The 16,084-nt window shown below is 51.6% G+C and carries 15 protein-coding genes; 3 read left to right on the top strand and 12 right to left on the bottom strand.

Features of this window, described 5'->3' with window-relative positions; all coding sequences use genetic code 11:
- Position 1 precedes the first annotated feature (1 nt).
- From AKG09_RS04710 to glyQ, 5 genes are all read right to left on the bottom strand, one after another.
- Positions 2-1,048 (bottom strand): glycosyltransferase family 4 protein, encoded by a 1,047-nt coding sequence (locus AKG09_RS04710; RefSeq protein WP_054618313.1) that lies wholly within the window; start codon positions 1,046-1,048, stop codon positions 2-4.
- Positions 1,049-1,058: 10 nt separating this feature from the next.
- Positions 1,059-1,496, bottom strand: coding sequence for a hypothetical protein (locus AKG09_RS04705; protein WP_054618312.1), 438 nt, complete (start codon positions 1,494-1,496; stop codon positions 1,059-1,061).
- A gap of 191 nt (positions 1,497-1,687) precedes the next feature.
- Positions 1,688-3,748, bottom strand: coding sequence for a glycine--tRNA ligase subunit beta (gene glyS / locus AKG09_RS04700; protein WP_054618311.1), 2,061 nt, complete (start codon positions 3,746-3,748; stop codon positions 1,688-1,690).
- Between the two features lie 45 nt (positions 3,749-3,793).
- A complete protein-coding gene (locus tag AKG09_RS04695) occupies positions 3,794-4,234 on the bottom strand; it encodes a YDG/SRA domain-containing protein (RefSeq protein WP_054618310.1) in 441 nt (146 codons plus the stop codon).
- A 15-nt stretch (positions 4,235-4,249) separates the two neighbouring features.
- A complete protein-coding gene (glyQ, locus tag AKG09_RS04690; protein ID WP_054618309.1) occupies positions 4,250-5,155 on the bottom strand; it encodes a glycine--tRNA ligase subunit alpha in 906 nt (301 codons plus the stop codon).
- A gap of 148 nt (positions 5,156-5,303) precedes the next feature.
- On the opposite strand from glyQ, the gene AKG09_RS04685 reads away from it, so the two are divergent.
- Positions 5,304-5,942, top strand: a complete 639-nt coding sequence (locus AKG09_RS04685) for an OmpA family protein (protein WP_054618308.1) — start codon at positions 5,304-5,306, stop codon at positions 5,940-5,942.
- A 66-nt stretch (positions 5,943-6,008) separates the two neighbouring features.
- Here the strand turns inward: AKG09_RS04685 and dsbD are convergent, their stop codons facing one another.
- A complete protein-coding gene (dsbD, locus tag AKG09_RS04680) occupies positions 6,009-7,796 on the bottom strand; it encodes a protein-disulfide reductase DsbD (protein WP_054618307.1) in 1,788 nt (595 codons plus the stop codon).
- A 252-nt stretch (positions 7,797-8,048) separates the two neighbouring features.
- Positions 8,049-8,828 (bottom strand): GTP cyclohydrolase FolE2, encoded by a 780-nt coding sequence (gene folE2, locus AKG09_RS04675; RefSeq protein ID WP_054618306.1) that lies wholly within the window; start codon positions 8,826-8,828, stop codon positions 8,049-8,051.
- A 221-nt stretch (positions 8,829-9,049) separates the two neighbouring features.
- Here folE2 and AKG09_RS04670 point away from each other — a divergent pair, with 221 nt between their 5' ends.
- Positions 9,050-10,210 (top strand): PLP-dependent aspartate aminotransferase family protein, encoded by a 1,161-nt coding sequence (locus tag AKG09_RS04670; RefSeq protein WP_054618305.1) that lies wholly within the window; start codon positions 9,050-9,052, stop codon positions 10,208-10,210.
- Positions 10,211-10,264: 54 nt separating this feature from the next.
- Here the strand turns inward: AKG09_RS04670 and AKG09_RS04665 are convergent, their stop codons facing one another.
- Positions 10,265-11,308: a DUF2157 domain-containing protein gene (locus AKG09_RS04665; protein WP_054618304.1), complete on the bottom strand. Its 1,044-nt coding sequence runs from the start codon at positions 11,306-11,308 to the stop codon at positions 10,265-10,267.
- Positions 11,309-11,375: 67 nt separating this feature from the next.
- Complete coding sequence (locus AKG09_RS04660) at positions 11,376-12,695, bottom strand: MFS transporter (RefSeq protein ID WP_054618303.1); 1,320 nt, start codon at positions 12,693-12,695, stop codon at positions 11,376-11,378.
- An 83-nt stretch (positions 12,696-12,778) separates the two neighbouring features.
- Between AKG09_RS04660 and AKG09_RS04655 the strand changes: the two genes are divergently transcribed.
- Positions 12,779-13,090: a hypothetical protein gene (locus AKG09_RS04655; RefSeq protein ID WP_156320799.1), complete on the top strand. Its 312-nt coding sequence runs from the start codon at positions 12,779-12,781 to the stop codon at positions 13,088-13,090.
- 77 nt (positions 13,091-13,167) lie between these two features.
- Here the strand turns inward: AKG09_RS04655 and AKG09_RS04650 are convergent, their stop codons facing one another.
- From AKG09_RS04650 to AKG09_RS04640, 3 genes are all read right to left on the bottom strand, one after another.
- Entirely contained in the window at positions 13,168-13,962 is a 795-nt protein-coding gene (locus AKG09_RS04650) for an ABC transporter ATP-binding protein (RefSeq protein ID WP_054618301.1), read from the bottom strand.
- Positions 13,959-14,864, bottom strand: a complete 906-nt coding sequence (locus AKG09_RS04645; protein WP_054618300.1) for an ABC transporter permease — start codon at positions 14,862-14,864, stop codon at positions 13,959-13,961. The genes AKG09_RS04650 and AKG09_RS04645 overlap by 4 nt, the downstream gene beginning before the upstream one ends.
- Positions 14,865-15,039: 175 nt before the next feature.
- Positions 15,040-16,071: an ABC transporter substrate-binding protein gene (locus AKG09_RS04640; RefSeq protein WP_054618299.1), complete on the bottom strand. Its 1,032-nt coding sequence runs from the start codon at positions 16,069-16,071 to the stop codon at positions 15,040-15,042.
- Positions 16,072-16,084 lie beyond the last annotated feature (13 nt).

Here is a 16,084-nt window from a genome sequence, read left to right as displayed (position 1 = left end):
ATTAATCTAAGAATTGGTATAAAGCTTTAACGTGATGGCTCAATTCGGGGTTATAGCTTAAAACCTCAAGCGGATTGGCTATTTTATGCTCGCCTTGCTGCTTCAGCATCACAGCTTGTTCAACCGCATCAGCCAACGTTTGCGGATCGTTGCGCGAGAAGAAGAAACCTGCTTCAGGTTTCATTACTTCGGTGCAAGCCATATTATCAGATAAAACAACTTTAGTACCGCTCAACACTGATTCAACGCCCACCAAACCGAATGGTTCGTAAAGAGACGCCATTATGGTGTAATCCGCTGCACGGTAAAGCTCCGGCATATTTTTGCAGAAGCCCAACTCGGCCACATTATTCATTGGTTTGGGCAAAGGGGAACCTGCCACTGCCAATTTAACCGGCAAATCCGTATGCTCAAAAAATTCTGCCAGCATATCCAACCCTTTGCGTTTATGGCCGGTAGAAGGAAAGAGAAACACGGTTTCTTCTGGTCTGAAGCCATAACGTTGGCGCACTGCTTCATTTTGGCTGTGATCATTATGAAAGCGCTTTGTATCAACAGGTGGATAAACAACATGAACTTTCCGGCCATCAATACCATACAACTGGGTAATTTCCTGTTTCATCAAGGCCGAATGAGCCATGATATTTTTGGCTGTTTCATAGTTTGTGCGGTTGCGGCGGATAATGAGTTTATCCAGCAGATTGGTTCTTTGCTGCATTCCTTTCAAATACCCCAAATGTGTCCCGCCACACACAAATAAATCCGCATTATCAGAAGGGTTGCATGCAATCAAATATTCATTATTTGCCCGCTGTTTTTGCAGCTGGTGGGAAAAGAAAAACGGGCGCAGCTTTTTAGGTACGCGGCTTTGATTGATTAAACATGCTTCGACTTTGGCATATTCTGCCAATTCGGTATCAAAACGTGCTGCATAAATCTTGACGGGGTGGCCGTCTCCGGTGATTTGGTTGACCAGATCAAAGGTGTAGCTTTCCATACCTCCGCCGCGGCTGAAACGATTAATGCTGATGGCAATGTTTTTATTCATAAATCTGCCTTCATTTCAATCGTGATAGCCAAGTATCGAAGCCTATCTGAAAAACGCGGCTGAGCTTGGCCTGATTTTCCGGCGTATCCTCGGTTCTGTAAAAATCATCCTCGCTTTCCAGCCCGAGTGCATTGAAATAATCTTCAATAAACAGCCCGTAACCTTCTTCTTCGTCTTCATAATAAAAACGGGTAAACCGGTTACCCAATTCGTTGAAATCGTTTTCGGAAAGCTCCCCGCCCATATGGGCTACGACAAACTCCGGGCCTGACAATTCGCCTTTTTGCAATTTGGCAAAATCCGGCGTAGCTTGCGCCCACTCAGGGTTGTGCAAGCCTTGCGAAACAGCCCATGCAAAATAAAAACCGATGTGGTGCACGGCATTTTCTTGGGCAAGGTCGTCGGGAAAATCGTTGGTGTAATGAAAAGCAATATGATCGTAAGTCATTTCAGACAGGCATTATTGATAAGCTGCTCATTATATAGCAAAAGAACCTGACCGTTCCACGATGCCAAGCGATAGTCGCCAACTAAAAAAAACCACATATGTCACTGGGTAAGAATAGAAATGCCTGTCTGAAACCATTTTTCAGACAGGCATCCTATTCAAATCAAATACGTCAAATCAAAACGCTTGGCTTACTCACCCAACTGGGCAATATCCGCCACCGCGTTCATCAAATCCGCAAGCTGTTTCAAGAGATTCAAGCGGTTTTGTTTTATGGCGGCATCGTCGGCCATCACCATCACATGGTCGAAGAAGGCGTCCACTTGCGGTTTAACGCTGGCTAATTCAGACAGGCCTGTCTGAAAATCTTGCGCAGCCAAGGCGGCTTCGATTTTCGGCTGCAAGGCTTGTGCGGCGCTAAACAGGGATTTTTCTTCGTCTTGCTGCAATAGGCTTTCGTTCACTTCGCCCAATTCGGCATCGGCCTTTTTGAGCAGGTTTTGCACCCGTTTGTTGGCGGCGGCAAGGGCGGCGGCTTCGGGCAGTTGTTTGAACGCGGCCACGGCTTGCAGTTTGGCAGAGAGATCGTTGAGGCGGCTGGGCTGTTTGGCCAATACGGCGGCTACGATGTCTTGCGGATGGTCGTTTTGCAGCAATACAGCCAAGCGCGCCTGCATGAAGTCGGCTACTTCGGCAACGGTGTTGTCGGCGAGCTTGCCTTGTGGGAAGCTGTTGTAGGCCGTCTGAAGCAGATCGTTGATGTCCAAATCGTGCTGCATCAACATGCGCAACACGCCAAGTGCGGAGCGGCGCAGGGCGTAGGGGTCTTTGTCGCCGGTGGGAATCAGGCCGATGCCCCAAATACCGACGAGGGTTTCCAGTTTATCGGCCAGTGCCACAGCAGCGGCGGTTTTGCTTTGCGGCAGGTCGTCGCCGGCAAAACGCGGTTGGTAATGCGCTTCGATGGCTTGGGCGATTTCTTCGCTTTCGCCGTCCAAACGGGCATAGTATTTGCCCATGGTGCCTTGCAATTCGGGGAATTCGCCTACCATTTCGGTAACGAGGTCGGCTTTGGCCAAACGGGCGGCGCGTTCGGTAACGGCAACGTCTGCTCCCAAGGCTTTAGCGATGTGTCCGCTGATGCTCATCAGGCGGTTGATGCGCTCGGCTTGGCTGCCCAGTTTGTTGTGATAGACCACGTTTTCCAATTTAGGCAAACGGCTTTCCAGCGTGGCTTTTTGGTCTTGCTTGTAGAAGAATTCGGCGTCGGCCAAGCGGGCGCGCAATACGCGTTCGTTGCCGTGGATGATATGGCTCGGGTCTTCAGCTTGCAGGTTGGAAACCAGCAGGAAGCGGTTCATCAGCTTGCCGTTTTGGTCGAGTAGCGGGAAGTATTTTTGGTTTTGCTGCATGGTGAGAATCAGGCATTCTTGCGGCACGGCGAGGAAGTGTTCTTCAAACTGTGCTTCCAATACCACCGGCCACTCCACTAGCGCGGTCACTTCGTCGAGCAGGGCTTCATCGGCGGCTACAGTGGCATTCAGACGGCCTGCCTGTTCGTTTAAGGCCGTCTGAATAGCGGCTTTGCGTTCGGCAAACGAAGGAATCACTTTGCCTTCGCTGCGCATTTTTTCAGCATAGCTGTCGGCATTAGCAAACACGATGTCGCCGCTGCTTAAAAAGCGATGGCCGAGGGTTTTATTACGGCTGTCCAAACCCAACACCGAAGCCGGCACGGTATCTGCACCGTGCATCACCACCAAACCGTGCACTGGACGCACAAAGGTATGCGTGCTGCTGCCCCAGCGCATCACTTTCGGAATCGGCAGCTTTTTCACGGCCTGTGCCAGAATGTCGCTGATCAAGGCCGCCAAAGGCTGGCCTTGTTGGGTAAATTCGTAAGCATACACATCTTGTTTGCCGTCGTTGTCGATTTTCAGACTGGCAATATCGGTGCCGCAAGAGCGGGCGAAGCCTTCCAACGCTTTGGTCGGCACGCCGTCTTTCATGCCGGCCGCGACGCTTGGACCTTTTTTCACCACCAAGCGGTCGGCCTGCGCAGCTTTCACGTTTTTCACTTGCACGGCCAAGCGGCGGGGAGAGGCGTAGGCGGTGTATTCGGGCGCGCCCTCGATGAATTGTTCTTTTTCCAAGCCTTCGACGATGGAAGCGGCAAGGCTGTTGCCCAAGTTGTTGAGGGCTTTCGGAGGGAGCTCTTCGGTGAGGAGTTCGATTAATAAGGTTTGGGTCATTTGGAATACTTTCAGGTTCAATTTTTTGTTTCAGGCTATCTGAAATTATTTCAGTTGATTTAAATGAAATATAAATACGTTTCTTTGGGGGCCATTATTGGTACTGTGCTCTTGTTTCACAGAATAAGGGGCTTTTTCATCAATTTGGAATTCTCCAACATAACGAACATAGCCAGCTTTTTCGGTGTTCTGAAAAACGCGTAAAGCACGGTTATCATTTTTATGTTGCAAAATGGCTTTATTGCCACGTTTCATTTCTTGATTGCCATTTTGACCTTCGCCTGAGTAATGAAGTACACGGCCATCTTCACGCCAGCTATCATAGTAGCCATGCTCTTCACCATGCTCAGGATTAGTAAAAATAAAAACGTTATTAGACTTTGAAGATGGAGAAATGCCACTTTGACGACTTCCACCAAATTTGTCGTGTAATTCTGAACGTTTAATAATTGCATTTGGTTTCAAATCAAAGAGGAATTTATCCATAGTCTTATACCTGTTTTAAGCTGTTTTATTCTTAATCAACGGAAAACTCAATTTCTCGCGACTCTCCACAAACTTCTGCGCCACAATCCGGCTCAATGTGCGGATACGGCCGATGTAGGTGGCGCGTTCGGTTACGGAAATGGCGCCGCGCGCGTCCAGCAGGTTGAAAGTATGGCCGGCTTTGAGCACCAGTTCATACGCGGGCAGAGCCAGAGAGGTGTCTTCCACTTCAAGCAGGCGTTTAGCTTGGGCTTCGTAGTCGTTAAACTGTTTCAGCAGCCATTCGGCATCGGAATATTCGAAATTGTAAGTAGATTGTTCCACTTCATTTTGATGGTATACGTCGCCGTAAGTGATGGTTTGGCCGTCGGGTGTTTTCGACCACACGAGGTCGTATACATTTTCCACGCCTTGCAGATACATGGCCAAACGCTCGATGCCGTAAGTGATTTCGCCCAAAACGGGTGTGCAGTCGATGCCGCCGACTTGTTGGAAATAGGTGAATTGGGTCACTTCCATGCCGTTGAGCCACACTTCCCAGCCCAAGCCCCATGCGCCGAGGGTGGGGTTTTCCCAGTCGTCTTCCACAAAGCGGATGTCGTGTACTTTAGGGTCGATGCCCAATTCGCGCAGTGAATCAAGGTACTGCTCTTGAATGTCGGCCGGAGCGGGTTTTAAGGCCACCTGAAATTGGTAATAGTGTTGCAGGCGGTTGGGGTTGTCGCCGTAGCGGCCGTCTTTGGGGCGGCGGCTGGGTTGCACATAAGCGGCATACCACGGCTCGGGGCCGAGGGCACGTAAGCATGTAGCGGGGTGGCTGGTGCCGGCGCCGACTTCCATATCGAAAGGTTGGATGATGGTGCAGCCGCGCTCGGCCCAAAAATTTTGTAATTTGAAGATGATTTGTTGGAAGGTAAGCATTTCGGAATTTCACGCAAATGATGAATAGTAAAGGCTGCATTTTAGCCGTTCGGCCGGTTTCAGGCTAGCGCGGAGGCAGTTTTTCGGTATAATGCGGCAAAATTTATCTATTTTGTATTTTTCCAATCTATAACAAAGGAGCTGATTGATGGCGGACAATAATGATGATCACAAAGAACAACGTATCGGTTTATGGGTGGCAGGTGGCGCGGCGGCTTTAGCTGTGTTGTCTGTGCTTTTTTATTCGGTTTATGGCTGGGAGAGCGGTAAAATCGAGGGTTCTCCAAAATATGGCCAAGCGGCTTCTGAAACCGTTCAAGTAGCAGCTGCTTCTGAAGTTGCAGCCAGTGAAGTGGTTGTGGACACTCCTGCGCCTGCGGCTGCATCTGCAAGCAGCCCGGCCGAACAGGTTTTGACTGAAACCCCTGCTGCAACTGCTCCAGCCACCGCAGCCGACAGCGCAAACGCAGTGGTTGAAAACGGTGTGGTGAAATTCTATTTTGCTACCGGTAAAGCAGACTTGGCACCGAATGCCGAGGAAGCTTTGAAAGATGTATTGACCGGTGTGAAAGAAGGTAAAAAAGCGGTTATCTCCGGCTACAACGACAGCACCGGTAACGTCGCAATTAACGAACAGTTATCAAAGCAGCGCGCTTTTGCCGTTCGCAATGCCCTGCTGGGATTTGGTGTTCCTGAAAGCCAAATTGAGCTGCGGAAACCTGAAAATACGGAAGCCGGCCAAGGCAATGATGCTGAAGCGCGCCGTGTGGAAGTGATTTTAGAGTGATTTAAACGCCGGCTGCTCGGCTAACAGAATGCCTGTCTGAAAAAGTTTTCAGACAGGCATTTTTATTTAGCGGTTGCTGTTTACCCATTCTATAAATTCGTCTGCCTTCACAAAACCGAGCAACGCTTCGCTGCGGCTGCCGTCGGCTTTAAGCACAAACACACCCGGCGGACCGTATAAACCGTATTCTTTCAGAAAGGCTTGATGCTCCGGCGTGTTGGCCGTTACATCTGCTTGAAAAAAACGGGTCATATCCACTGCTTCGTGCACTTTGGGCTGGTTTAATGTTCTGGCTTCCATCTCTTTGCAGCTCACACACCAATCTGCGTAAAAATCCAGCAATACCGGTTCATTAGGTTTTTCCTGCAAGGCCATTGTCATGGCGGTTTTCAGCTCTCCAATATCCGTAAATTTTTCGCCATGCACACGTCCGTTTTCAACGGGTGGGTGCAAGGTCAGAAACTCATGCAGCGCGGTGGTTTGGTTTTGATAGCTTTGGAAGCCGAACCACAAACCGCCCGCCAGCATCACCCCGCCCAGTATTGCACACACTTTGCGCATCACGCCTTGCGTGTACATCACTCGCGCCAGCAGCATACCGGCCGGTATCACCAGCAGCAGACTGTATAGCGTTATCACCACCGGATAAGGCAGAAACGGGCTGGCGATATACAAAGCGGCGGCCAAAAGAATGATGCCGAAAGCGTATTTGATTCCATTCATCCACACCCCTGCCCTCGGCAACACATGCCCGCCAAACGTACCCACCACAATCAGCGGCGCGCCCGTGCCCAGCGCCAGCGCATAAAGTGCCAACCCGCCAAGCACACCGTCGCCCGTTTGGCCGATATAACCGAGCGCACCAACCAGCGGCGGTGCCACACAAGGGCCGACAATCAGTGCAGAAAGCGTCCCCATGCCGAACACGGAAGCCAATCTGCCGTTAGAGAGCTTATTGCTTTGATTTTGAAAATAGCTTTGCAGCGCAGCCGGCAGCTGGATATTAAACAAACCAAACATAGAAAGCGCGAGCAACACCAGCACACCGGCCGCAGCCAGCACTACCCATGCCTGCTGCAGCCAAACAGTCAACAGCGAGCCGGTCAAGCCCGCAATCACGCCGACCACAGTGTAAGTGAGTGCCAAGCCCTGCACATAAATCATAGACAAAGCAAACGCGCGCCCTTTGCCCGCCTGCTTGTCGCCCACCACAATACCCGAAACAATCGGCAACAGAGGATACATACACGCAGTAAAACTCAAGCCCAGACCCGCGATAAAAAACGCCAACAAGTTGGCGCCGAGTGTTTCGCGGGAAATTTTAAAAGGGCTTGCCCCTTTGCCTGCGGGCGGCGAAGTAACAGCGCCAGAATCAGACGGCTGCAAAAAGCGGTCTTTGCCGTTTGCCGCAGGCAGGCCTTCGACTTGGTAAAAGCCGTTACCGTTGATTTCAAAAGTATTTTCGACCGGCGGATAACACACGCCCACATCCGCACAACCCTGATAAGAAAGCTTGAGCGTATAGTTTTGCGCGCCTTTCTGCTTATAAGGCCAAAGCACTTGTGCGGCTTGATAATACACCGTTTGCTTGCCGAAAAATTCGTCTTCCTTTTCCTTACCGGGGCTGAACTGCGGCTGATCCAGCAAATTTGCCTCGCTGGCCTCGGCCTGAATTTTAGACTGATATAAATAATAACCGTCGGCCACGGCAAACTGCACATCCACCCCTTTGTCACTCACCTCCACTTGCGGCACAAACGCCTGTTCGGGAGGGAGCAGCTTGGAAGCATCCACCGCATAAGCGGCTTGTGCCAAAGCAAAAAACGCAATTAAGAAACCCAATATTTTTTTCATTCTGTTTCCTGTTTCTTCTGGTTTGAATACCATATCAAACCACTTTACTAACTAAAACACCGGCATTATCCTGTTTAGCACAGCAAAATGCCATCATCCAGTTAAATTTTTTCTGAAAATTTCAATTTATTACCCGCTAAAACTGTAAGAAATCGGGCGTTAAAACGTCGTGGCAACGGCTTTTCAAATTCGCATAGTATTAATGCCTGTCTGAAAGCATTTTCAGACAGGCATCTTTAAAATACTTACCTCTTAAGGATACACAATGCAGGCATAGGCAGAATGGTTGTGAATCGACTCAAAGTTTTCACTCTCCACCGTGAAGCCGGTAATCCGCTTATCGGAGCGTAAGGCCGCGGCCACGTCGCGTACCATATCTTCCACAAATTTCGGGTTTTCATAAGCGCGCTCGGTTACAAATTTTTCATCCGGCCGCTTGAGCAAACCGTAAAGCTGGCAGGAAGCTTGCTCTTCCACACAGTCGATTACCTCTTCTATACCCACTTCTCCGCCGCCGCACTCGAGCGACACGGTCACATGCGAACGCTGATTGTGCGCGCCATATTCTGAAATTTCTTTAGAGCATGGGCACAAGCTGGTCACCGGCACCAACACTTTCAGGCTATGGGAATATTGACCGTTTTTCACTTCGCCCGTTAGGGTCACGTCATAATCCAAGAGCGATTGAATACCGGAAACCGGTGCGGTTTTTTTGCGGAAAAACGGAAACGACACGCTGATGCGGCCGGAATCCGAATCAAGCAACTTCACCATTTCCCCGGTTAACGTTTTCAAGCGCTCGAAACTCAAGGCTTTGGTTTGCTGCTCCATCAAAGCCACAAAGCGCGACATATGTGTGCCTTTCTGATCGGCAGGCAAATAAACTGTCATCGTGAGGCGCGCAATGGTATGCTGCGCGCCTTCGGCTGTGTTGAGCAAGATAGGGAAGCGTAAATCTTTGATGCCGACCTGATTAATCGGCGTATTGCGTAAATCTTTGCTGCTTTGCACGTCTGCAATAATGGCGTTCATGCGTTATTTTTCCTTTTGATGTGGGGCCACGCCCTTAATATAGGGCGTAAGTATATAACCGCAAGCAAGAAATAGCCATTGAGAATAACTATAACTGCAAATTACTGCCGGCTTCGTTGCAAGTGCAACAAGTTAGGCTCAAACGCCCATTTTTGAGTTATTTAGCTATACACGGCAAAAATTATGTTTAAATGACGCTTTACCCAATCGGAAGCACCATCATGAATTATCAATTCTCCACCGAAGCCATCCACACCGGATATGATTGCGACGAACACAACCGTGCGATTATGCCGCCTATTTATCAAAACAGCATGTTTGCCATGCATGAAATCGGTGAAAAAATCCCCTACCGCTATTCCCGCCTCGCCAACCCTACGCGCAAAGTGTTGGAAGATACCGTAGCCGCGCTGGAGCACGGCTCGCACGGCTTTGCGTTTGCCAGCGGCATGGCGGGCATCGACTGCGTGTTCCGCACATTTCTTACACCCGGCGACACCATCGTAGCCGTGGGCGACATCTACGGCGGCAGCTATGATTTGCTGACGCAGGTTTATGCCAAATGGGGCGTAAACGTTGTGTTTGCCGACCTCACCCAACCCGAAAACCTCGACCGCATTTTGGCCGAAGGGAAAGTGAAGCTGGTTTGGCTGGAAACGCCGTCCAACCCCTTGCTGCGCCTGGTGGATATTCCTCTGCTGGCCGCCAAAGCCAAAGCCGCCGGCGCACTGGTAGGCATAGACAACACCTTTGCTACGCCTTATCTGCAAAACCCGCTCGATATGGGCTGCGACATTGTGTTCCATTCCGCCACCAAATACCTGTGCGGCCATTCCGACGTGTTGATGGGCGTGGTAGTCGCCAAAACGCCCGGGCTGGCCGAGCCGCTGCAAACCATGATGGTCAACACCGGCGGTGTGGCCGGGCCGATGGATTGCGCGCTGGTATTGCGCGGCATCAAAACGCTTGCACTGCGGATGCAGCAGCATTGCGATAACGCGCTCGAATTGGCGCGCCGTTTGGAGCAACACCCTGCCATAGAAAAAATGTTCTACCCCGGCCTGCCGAGCCACGAACACCACAACCTGGCCGCGCGGCAAATGCGCGGTTTCGGCGGCGTGGTTTCGGTTTACCTGAAAAACGACAGCGTGGAAGCTGCCAACAGCGTGGTTAAAAACATGAAGCTCGTCAAAATGGCCTCCAGCCTCGGCGGCGTGGAAAGCCTGGTCAACCACAGCTATTCCCAATCCCACAGCGGTATGCCGCCGGAGTTAAAACGGGAATTAGGCATCCGCAAGGGCTTGCTGCGTTTTTCGGTGGGCATTGAAGATATTGATGATATTTACTGCGACATTGCCGCAGCGCTGGATACCGTGGCTTGAGCAGCGGAATGAACCATGCCTGTCTGAAAGCTTTTTCAGACAGGCATGGTTTTATCACTGAAACTTACGCTGCAAAAAACGGCGCACTGCTTGCGGCATTTTGTTTTGCAGCTTCTGCGTATAAATTGCTTCGTTCCGCTGCCACCATACACCGATGCACACAATCAACAGGCCGATGAGCGTGAGAGAAATCGGAAACAGCCAGCTGTTTTTAAAGATTTTATCGGCCAGATGCCAGCAATAACCAAACATACCGAACGCACCGAACACGGCAAACACGCGGCGGCGGATCAACACGCCGGTAAACACCATAGCCATGTTCAACAGAAAATAACAAAATTTATTCCATTCGCTGTCGGAATCCATCAGGCTGAGGCCGCCCCAAAACGTAATCACGCCGAAAAGATACAGCCAAAACGGATAATCGCGCTCGCTCCGGTTACGGAAATCCACCCAAAACGCCAGCAGAATCATAACCGCACCAAACAAGGCGGAAACCTGCTGCTTGAGCCGCCAATCGTAAACCCCGCCGTGGCCGTAGAAAATCCAATCGGCAATATCCATCGACATATACCACAGCGTAATGGCAACGGGCATCACCAAAAACGGGTAGCGGTAACGCCACAGCATCACGGCAGCGGCAGCCAGCGTGGCCAGCTCCATCATCAGCCAGCGCCAGTCTATCCAGCGGTGGTAATCGCGGTAAGCCATTTCATTATCCGGCCAGAAACCCAATGCCTGCTGCGCGCCATACACGGCCAGCGGCACCAACACCACCACAAACGTAGCGCAGATGCCGGCCGGAATATGCAGGCTGCGTTTGCGGAAATATTCGGTCAACACCAAACCTGCCGCGCCGTAAACCAAACACAACACCACAATCGCCGCGCCGCCAAACGTTTCCCAGCCTAGGGTCATAAACAGCGACATCGCACCGATTGCCAGCAACCCGCCGAGGTAATACAAAACATGGGTGAAGCTAAACTGCGGCACATTACTGTTTTGCTGCTGCCAAAACGCCCACAAATCATCGGCCTGCTGCCCGTTGATAATCTGCTGCTCCACCGCCCGCTGCAAATGGTGTTTTCGTATATCCATAGCCGTTTCCTAAATTTCAACACGTTGCCGCTAATCGGAATATTTTCAGACAGGCATTGTTCCATCATTACCCGCTGATGTCTTCCAGCGTACGGCCTTTGGTTTCTTCGCCCAACACCACAATCACCGCCACCACAGCCATAAGCACCGCTGTGAACATCACAAAAATCCGCCCGAATCCGTCTTCGCCGCTGATCATCGCCGCTACGGCCATCGGCGCGACAATCCCGCCGACGCGCCCGATAGCGCCTGCCCAACCGGAACCAAACGCACGGAAACGCACCGGATACAGCTCGGGCGTGTAAGTGTAAAGCACGCCCCATGCGCCCAAGTTGAAAAACGACATCCAGCAGCCCCAAAACATAATCATCGCCACCGAATCGCTGCGGCCGAAGAAATACGCACACACGGCACAGGCAAACAGAAAGCCCGCCAGCGTAGCCTTGCGGCCGATTTTTTCCACCAACACCGCCGCCGCGAAATAGCCGGGCAATTGCGCCAGAATCATCACCAGCACATATTCAAACGTTTTCACCACCGTATGCCCCTGCTCTACCAGCAGCTTCGGCAGCCAAGTGAAAATGCCGTAATACGAAAACACGATGCCGAACCAAATCAGCCACAGCATCAACGTGCGTTTGGCAAACGGCGCCTGCCAGAGCTGGGCAAAACGCGGCGGCTCGGCAGAAGGCTGCTCGGCCACCTTAGCCGTTTCCGCCACCGGCAAACCGGCCTGCGCTTCAAGTTTGGACACAATCTCATGTGCTTCCTGCACACGCCCTTTATTGATGAGATAAGGTACCGATTCAGGCAGGAGTTTCCACACGAAAAATGCGTAAAACACCGGCAGCGCACCGATCAGAAACGCACTCTGCCAGCCGTAATGCGGAATAAAGAAATACGACACCAGCGCCGCCGCCAGCCAGCCCAAGCCCCAAAAACTTTCCAGCAACACAATAAAACGCCCGCGCACTTTCGGCGGCGCATACTCACTCACCAGCGACACCGCCACCGGCAGCTGACCGCCCAAGCCGAAGCCCACCCAAAAGCGGAAAAACAGCAGGCTCGCCAAATCCCAAGCAAAAGCGCACAAACCCGTGGCAATGCTATACACCACCATCGTGGCGATAAACACATTTTTGCGCCCGATCCGGTCTGCCACCCGCCCGCTCAACACTGCGCCCAGGGCCATGCCGATAAAGCCGACACTGACAATCCAGCCCAGTTCGGCAGGCGCCAGATTCCATTCTTTGCCCAAAGTCGCCAACACAAACGATACCATGCCGGTATCCATGGCATCAAACAGCCAGCCCAAACCAATCAGCACCAATAACTTATAGTGGAACTTGCCCGGAGGCAGGTTTTGCAATCGGGTTAAAATATCCATATGATTCCTTTAGAAAAATGCCGCTTGTTTACGTTTATACATTTTATAATACACCGCTTGCAACACATTATCCGCAAATCGCCATGAAAAATTTAATGTTTATTTTATCTGCCGCCCTCTTCCCTGCCTTCGCATGGAGCGAAGTGAAACTCTATGGCACCGTTAAAAGCGGCATTTCTGTTTCGCGCATCCAAACCTCCGGCAACCCGAAACACACCCGCACCACCATCAACGACTTAGGCAGCCACATCTGCATCCGCGGCAGCCACCGCATCGGCGGGCAAAGCAGCGAATGGGAACAGGCTTCCGAAAACGAACACGCTAAAAAGCCTTTATCCATGCGGGAGCGCACGCGTCAAAAGAAAGAAGCCGGTTTTTTGAAGCCCGATGATTAATGTTTGCAGCACGCGGGCAAAAAACAATGCCTGTCTGAAAACGGTTTCAGACAGGCATTCTCTATTATTCTCAAACACTAACTCAAAAGCAGCGAATCATCGCTCACTTTTTCACCCCGCGTTTTTTCAAACATATCCAGCAAGTCGCGCACACCCATGCCTTTTCGTTTTTCGCCCGCCACATCCAACACAACCTTGCCCTGATGCAGCATCACCGTGCGGTGGCCGTGGTCAAGCGCCTGCTGCATGGAATGGGTGACCATCATGGCCGTCAGTTTGTTTTCGGTAATGATTTGGTCGGTCAGCTCCAACACAAAAGCAGCGGTTTTCGGGTCGAGCGCGGCGGTGTGTTCGTCGAGCAGCAGGATTTTGGAAGGTTGCAAACTGGCCATCAGCAAGCTCACGGCCTGCCTTTGCCCGCCGGAAAGCAAACCCATGCGGTCGGTGAGGCGGTTTTCCAAACCGAGCTTCAAAATCGAGAGCTTTTCGCGGAAAATTTCGCGGTTGGCTTTGTTTAAAGCCCCTCTCAAGCCGCGCGTGCGACCGCGTTTGTAGGCCAGCGCCATGTTCTCTTCAATACTCAATTTCTCGCATGTGCCGGCCATTGGGTCTTGAAACACCCGCGCCACCAGATTGGCACGCTTGTAGGCGGGCAGGCGCGTTACGTCCGCACCGTCGATATGGATGCTGCCGGAATCCACCGCAATGTCGCCGCTGATGGCATTGAGGAAAGTGGATTTGCCTGCGCCGTTACTGCCGATCACGGTCACAAATTCGCCGTCTTTGATGTCCAAACTCATGCCGCGCAAAGCCGGATTTTCAATCGGCGTACCGGGGTTGAAGGTTAAGCGTAAATTTTCTGCGCGCATCATGACAATTGTTTCCTTTTCATCTGAAGCTTTGCTTTGGTTTTAGGCAGCATCAACACCAACACCACCAACACCGACGTTACCAAGTTCAAATCCTGCGTTTGCAGTCCCAAGCCGGAAAGGGTTTCGCTGCCCATGGCCACCATGATGAACAGGCGGTAAATCACCGAGCCGAGAATCACAGAAAGCGTAACCAGCCAGATATTTTTACTCGGCAGCAAAGCTTCGCCCAAAATCACAGCCGCCAAGCCGAACACTATCGTGCCCAAACCCGCGCTCACGTCGGCACCGCCCACAAGCTGGGCAAACAACGCACCTGCCATAGCAATCAAGCCGTTGGAAAGCGCCATGCCGAGCAGCACCATATTACCGGTCGAAATACCTTGCGCGCGCGCCATGCGCGGATTGGCACCGGTAGCGCGCATAGACAAACCCGTTTCGGTAGCGAAAAACCAATCCAGCGCAAATTTCACCAGCAGCACAAACACCAGCAACACGGCAGAATTCTGCCACATACCACTGCCAATAAAAGGAGTAAACAAATCAAACACCGTATCGCTGCCCAAGAGCGGAATATTGGGCGCACCGCCGATACGCAGGTTTACCGAATAAAGCGCGGTCATCACGATAATTCCCGCCAAAAGCTGCAAAATACCCAGCTTCACATGCAGCCACGCGGTAATCACACCCGATAGCGCGCCCGCCAAAAAACCTATACCTACCGCCAAAAGCGGATTGATGCCCGCCACCATACACACTGCGCAGGAAAACGCGCCGAGCGGGAAGCTGCCGTCGGCAGTGAGATCGGGAAAATCAAGGATACGGAAAGAAAGCAGCACACCCAGCGCCACCAGCGCATAAACCAAACCGGTTTCAAATGTGCCGAACAAAGCAAGCAAAGACATGAATTTCCTTTTTTATAGCTATTGCAAACCAACTTGCACAGTAACACTGCCGTCATACTATTTAGTTGGTTCACCACAGTATATTCAAACAATTTTCAGACAGGCATTCCGAAAACCCAAAACCGATGCAGGCTATCGGGCCACATCGGTTATGGATCGCTTCAATACAAATTGCTTATTCAACCATTTCAGCCGCCTGCGCTTTTAAATCTTCCGGCAGCGTGATGCCCTGCTCCGCAGCATGTTTGGGGCTTAAAAACAGGTCGAACTTATCCATGCGCTGCGAAGGAATGCTGCCTGCGGCCTCACCTTTCAGAATACGCGCCACAACCTTGCCGGTTTCCTTGCCGAGGCTGGTATAGTCAATGCCCAAAGCCGCCACAGCCCCACGTTTCACCGAAGCCGTGTCCGCAGCCATCAGCGGCACTTTAATCTCGTTGGCCGCCTTATACATTGATTCGTAAGCGGATACCACATTGTTATCCAACGAAGTGTAAATCAGCTGGGTTTTGCCGCCCAAGCTGCGTGCAGCAGGCAAAACGTCCGTGCTGCGCTGGGCCGGCACGGCAGACAACGTGATGCCCTGTTTGCCCAAATCGGCTTTCAAACGATCCAGCACCACCGTTGAATTCACTTCGCCCGGACTGAACACATAACCCACGTTTTTCAGCTCAGGTACCAACTTTTTCATCAAATCAATTTGCGGCCCGAGCGGCACGTCGTCCGACACACCCGTTACATTACTGCCCGAAGCTTCCCAGCCCGGCACCAATTTGGCCGCCACAGGATCGGTAACCGCCGAATAAACAATCGGAATATCTTTAGAAGCCGCCACCATCGCCTGAGCGCTCGGTGTAGCAATCGCAATCACCGCATCAGGCTTGTCGCCGGCAAATTTTTTCGCAATCTGCGCAGCAGTGGCCGGATTGCCTTGCGCGCTTTGGAAATCGACTTTCAGGTTTTTCCCTTCCTCAAAGCCCTCTGCTTTGAGCTGCTCCAACGCTCCCTTACGCACAGCATCCAACGCCGGATGCTCCACAATCGCCGTAATCGCAATGCGCTTATCCCCTACCGCAGACGCGCCGCTTGCAGCCGAAGCACCGGAAGCAGCCGGAGCCGCAGTTTTTTGTTCTGCGGGCGAACAAGCCGACAATAAAGCTGCCGCCAGCACACTCAAAGGAAGAGAAATTTTGTAAGAAACGGTCATAATGCTGCTCCCA

Source organism: Neisseria sp. 83E34 (assembly GCF_001308015.1).
Lineage (GTDB): Bacteria > Pseudomonadota > Gammaproteobacteria > Burkholderiales > Neisseriaceae > Neisseria.
This window is presented reverse-complemented; position numbering and strand designations above follow the sequence as displayed.

Bases quoted from the DNA above. Each gene is read 5' to 3' on its own strand.
- AKG09_RS04710 (WP_054618313.1), bottom strand. From the start codon at position 1,048: ATGAATAAAAACATTGCCATCAGCATTAATCGTTTCAGCCGCGGCGGA.
- AKG09_RS04705 (WP_054618312.1), bottom strand. From the start codon at position 1,496: ATGACTTACGATCATATTGCTTTTCATTACACCAACGATTTTCCCGAC.
- glyS (WP_054618311.1), bottom strand. From the start codon at position 3,748: ATGACCCAAACCTTATTAATCGAACTCCTCACCGAAGAGCTCCCTCCG.
- AKG09_RS04695 (WP_054618310.1), bottom strand. From the start codon at position 4,234: ATGGATAAATTCCTCTTTGATTTGAAACCAAATGCAATTATTAAACGT.
- glyQ (WP_054618309.1), bottom strand. From the start codon at position 5,155: ATGCTTACCTTCCAACAAATCATCTTCAAATTACAAAATTTTTGGGCC.
- AKG09_RS04685 (WP_054618308.1), top strand. From the start codon at position 5,304: ATGGCGGACAATAATGATGATCACAAAGAACAACGTATCGGTTTATGG.
- dsbD (WP_054618307.1), bottom strand. From the start codon at position 7,796: ATGAAAAAAATATTGGGTTTCTTAATTGCGTTTTTTGCTTTGGCACAA.
- folE2 (WP_054618306.1), bottom strand. From the start codon at position 8,828: ATGAACGCCATTATTGCAGACGTGCAAAGCAGCAAAGATTTACGCAAT.
- AKG09_RS04670 (WP_054618305.1), top strand. From the start codon at position 9,050: ATGAATTATCAATTCTCCACCGAAGCCATCCACACCGGATATGATTGC.
- AKG09_RS04665 (WP_054618304.1), bottom strand. From the start codon at position 11,308: ATGGATATACGAAAACACCATTTGCAGCGGGCGGTGGAGCAGCAGATT.
- AKG09_RS04660 (WP_054618303.1), bottom strand. From the start codon at position 12,695: ATGGATATTTTAACCCGATTGCAAAACCTGCCTCCGGGCAAGTTCCAC.
- AKG09_RS04655 (WP_156320799.1), top strand. From the start codon at position 12,779: ATGAAAAATTTAATGTTTATTTTATCTGCCGCCCTCTTCCCTGCCTTC.
- AKG09_RS04650 (WP_054618301.1), bottom strand. From the start codon at position 13,962: ATGATGCGCGCAGAAAATTTACGCTTAACCTTCAACCCCGGTACGCCG.
- AKG09_RS04645 (WP_054618300.1), bottom strand. From the start codon at position 14,864: ATGTCTTTGCTTGCTTTGTTCGGCACATTTGAAACCGGTTTGGTTTAT.
- AKG09_RS04640 (WP_054618299.1), bottom strand. From the start codon at position 16,071: ATGACCGTTTCTTACAAAATTTCTCTTCCTTTGAGTGTGCTGGCGGCA.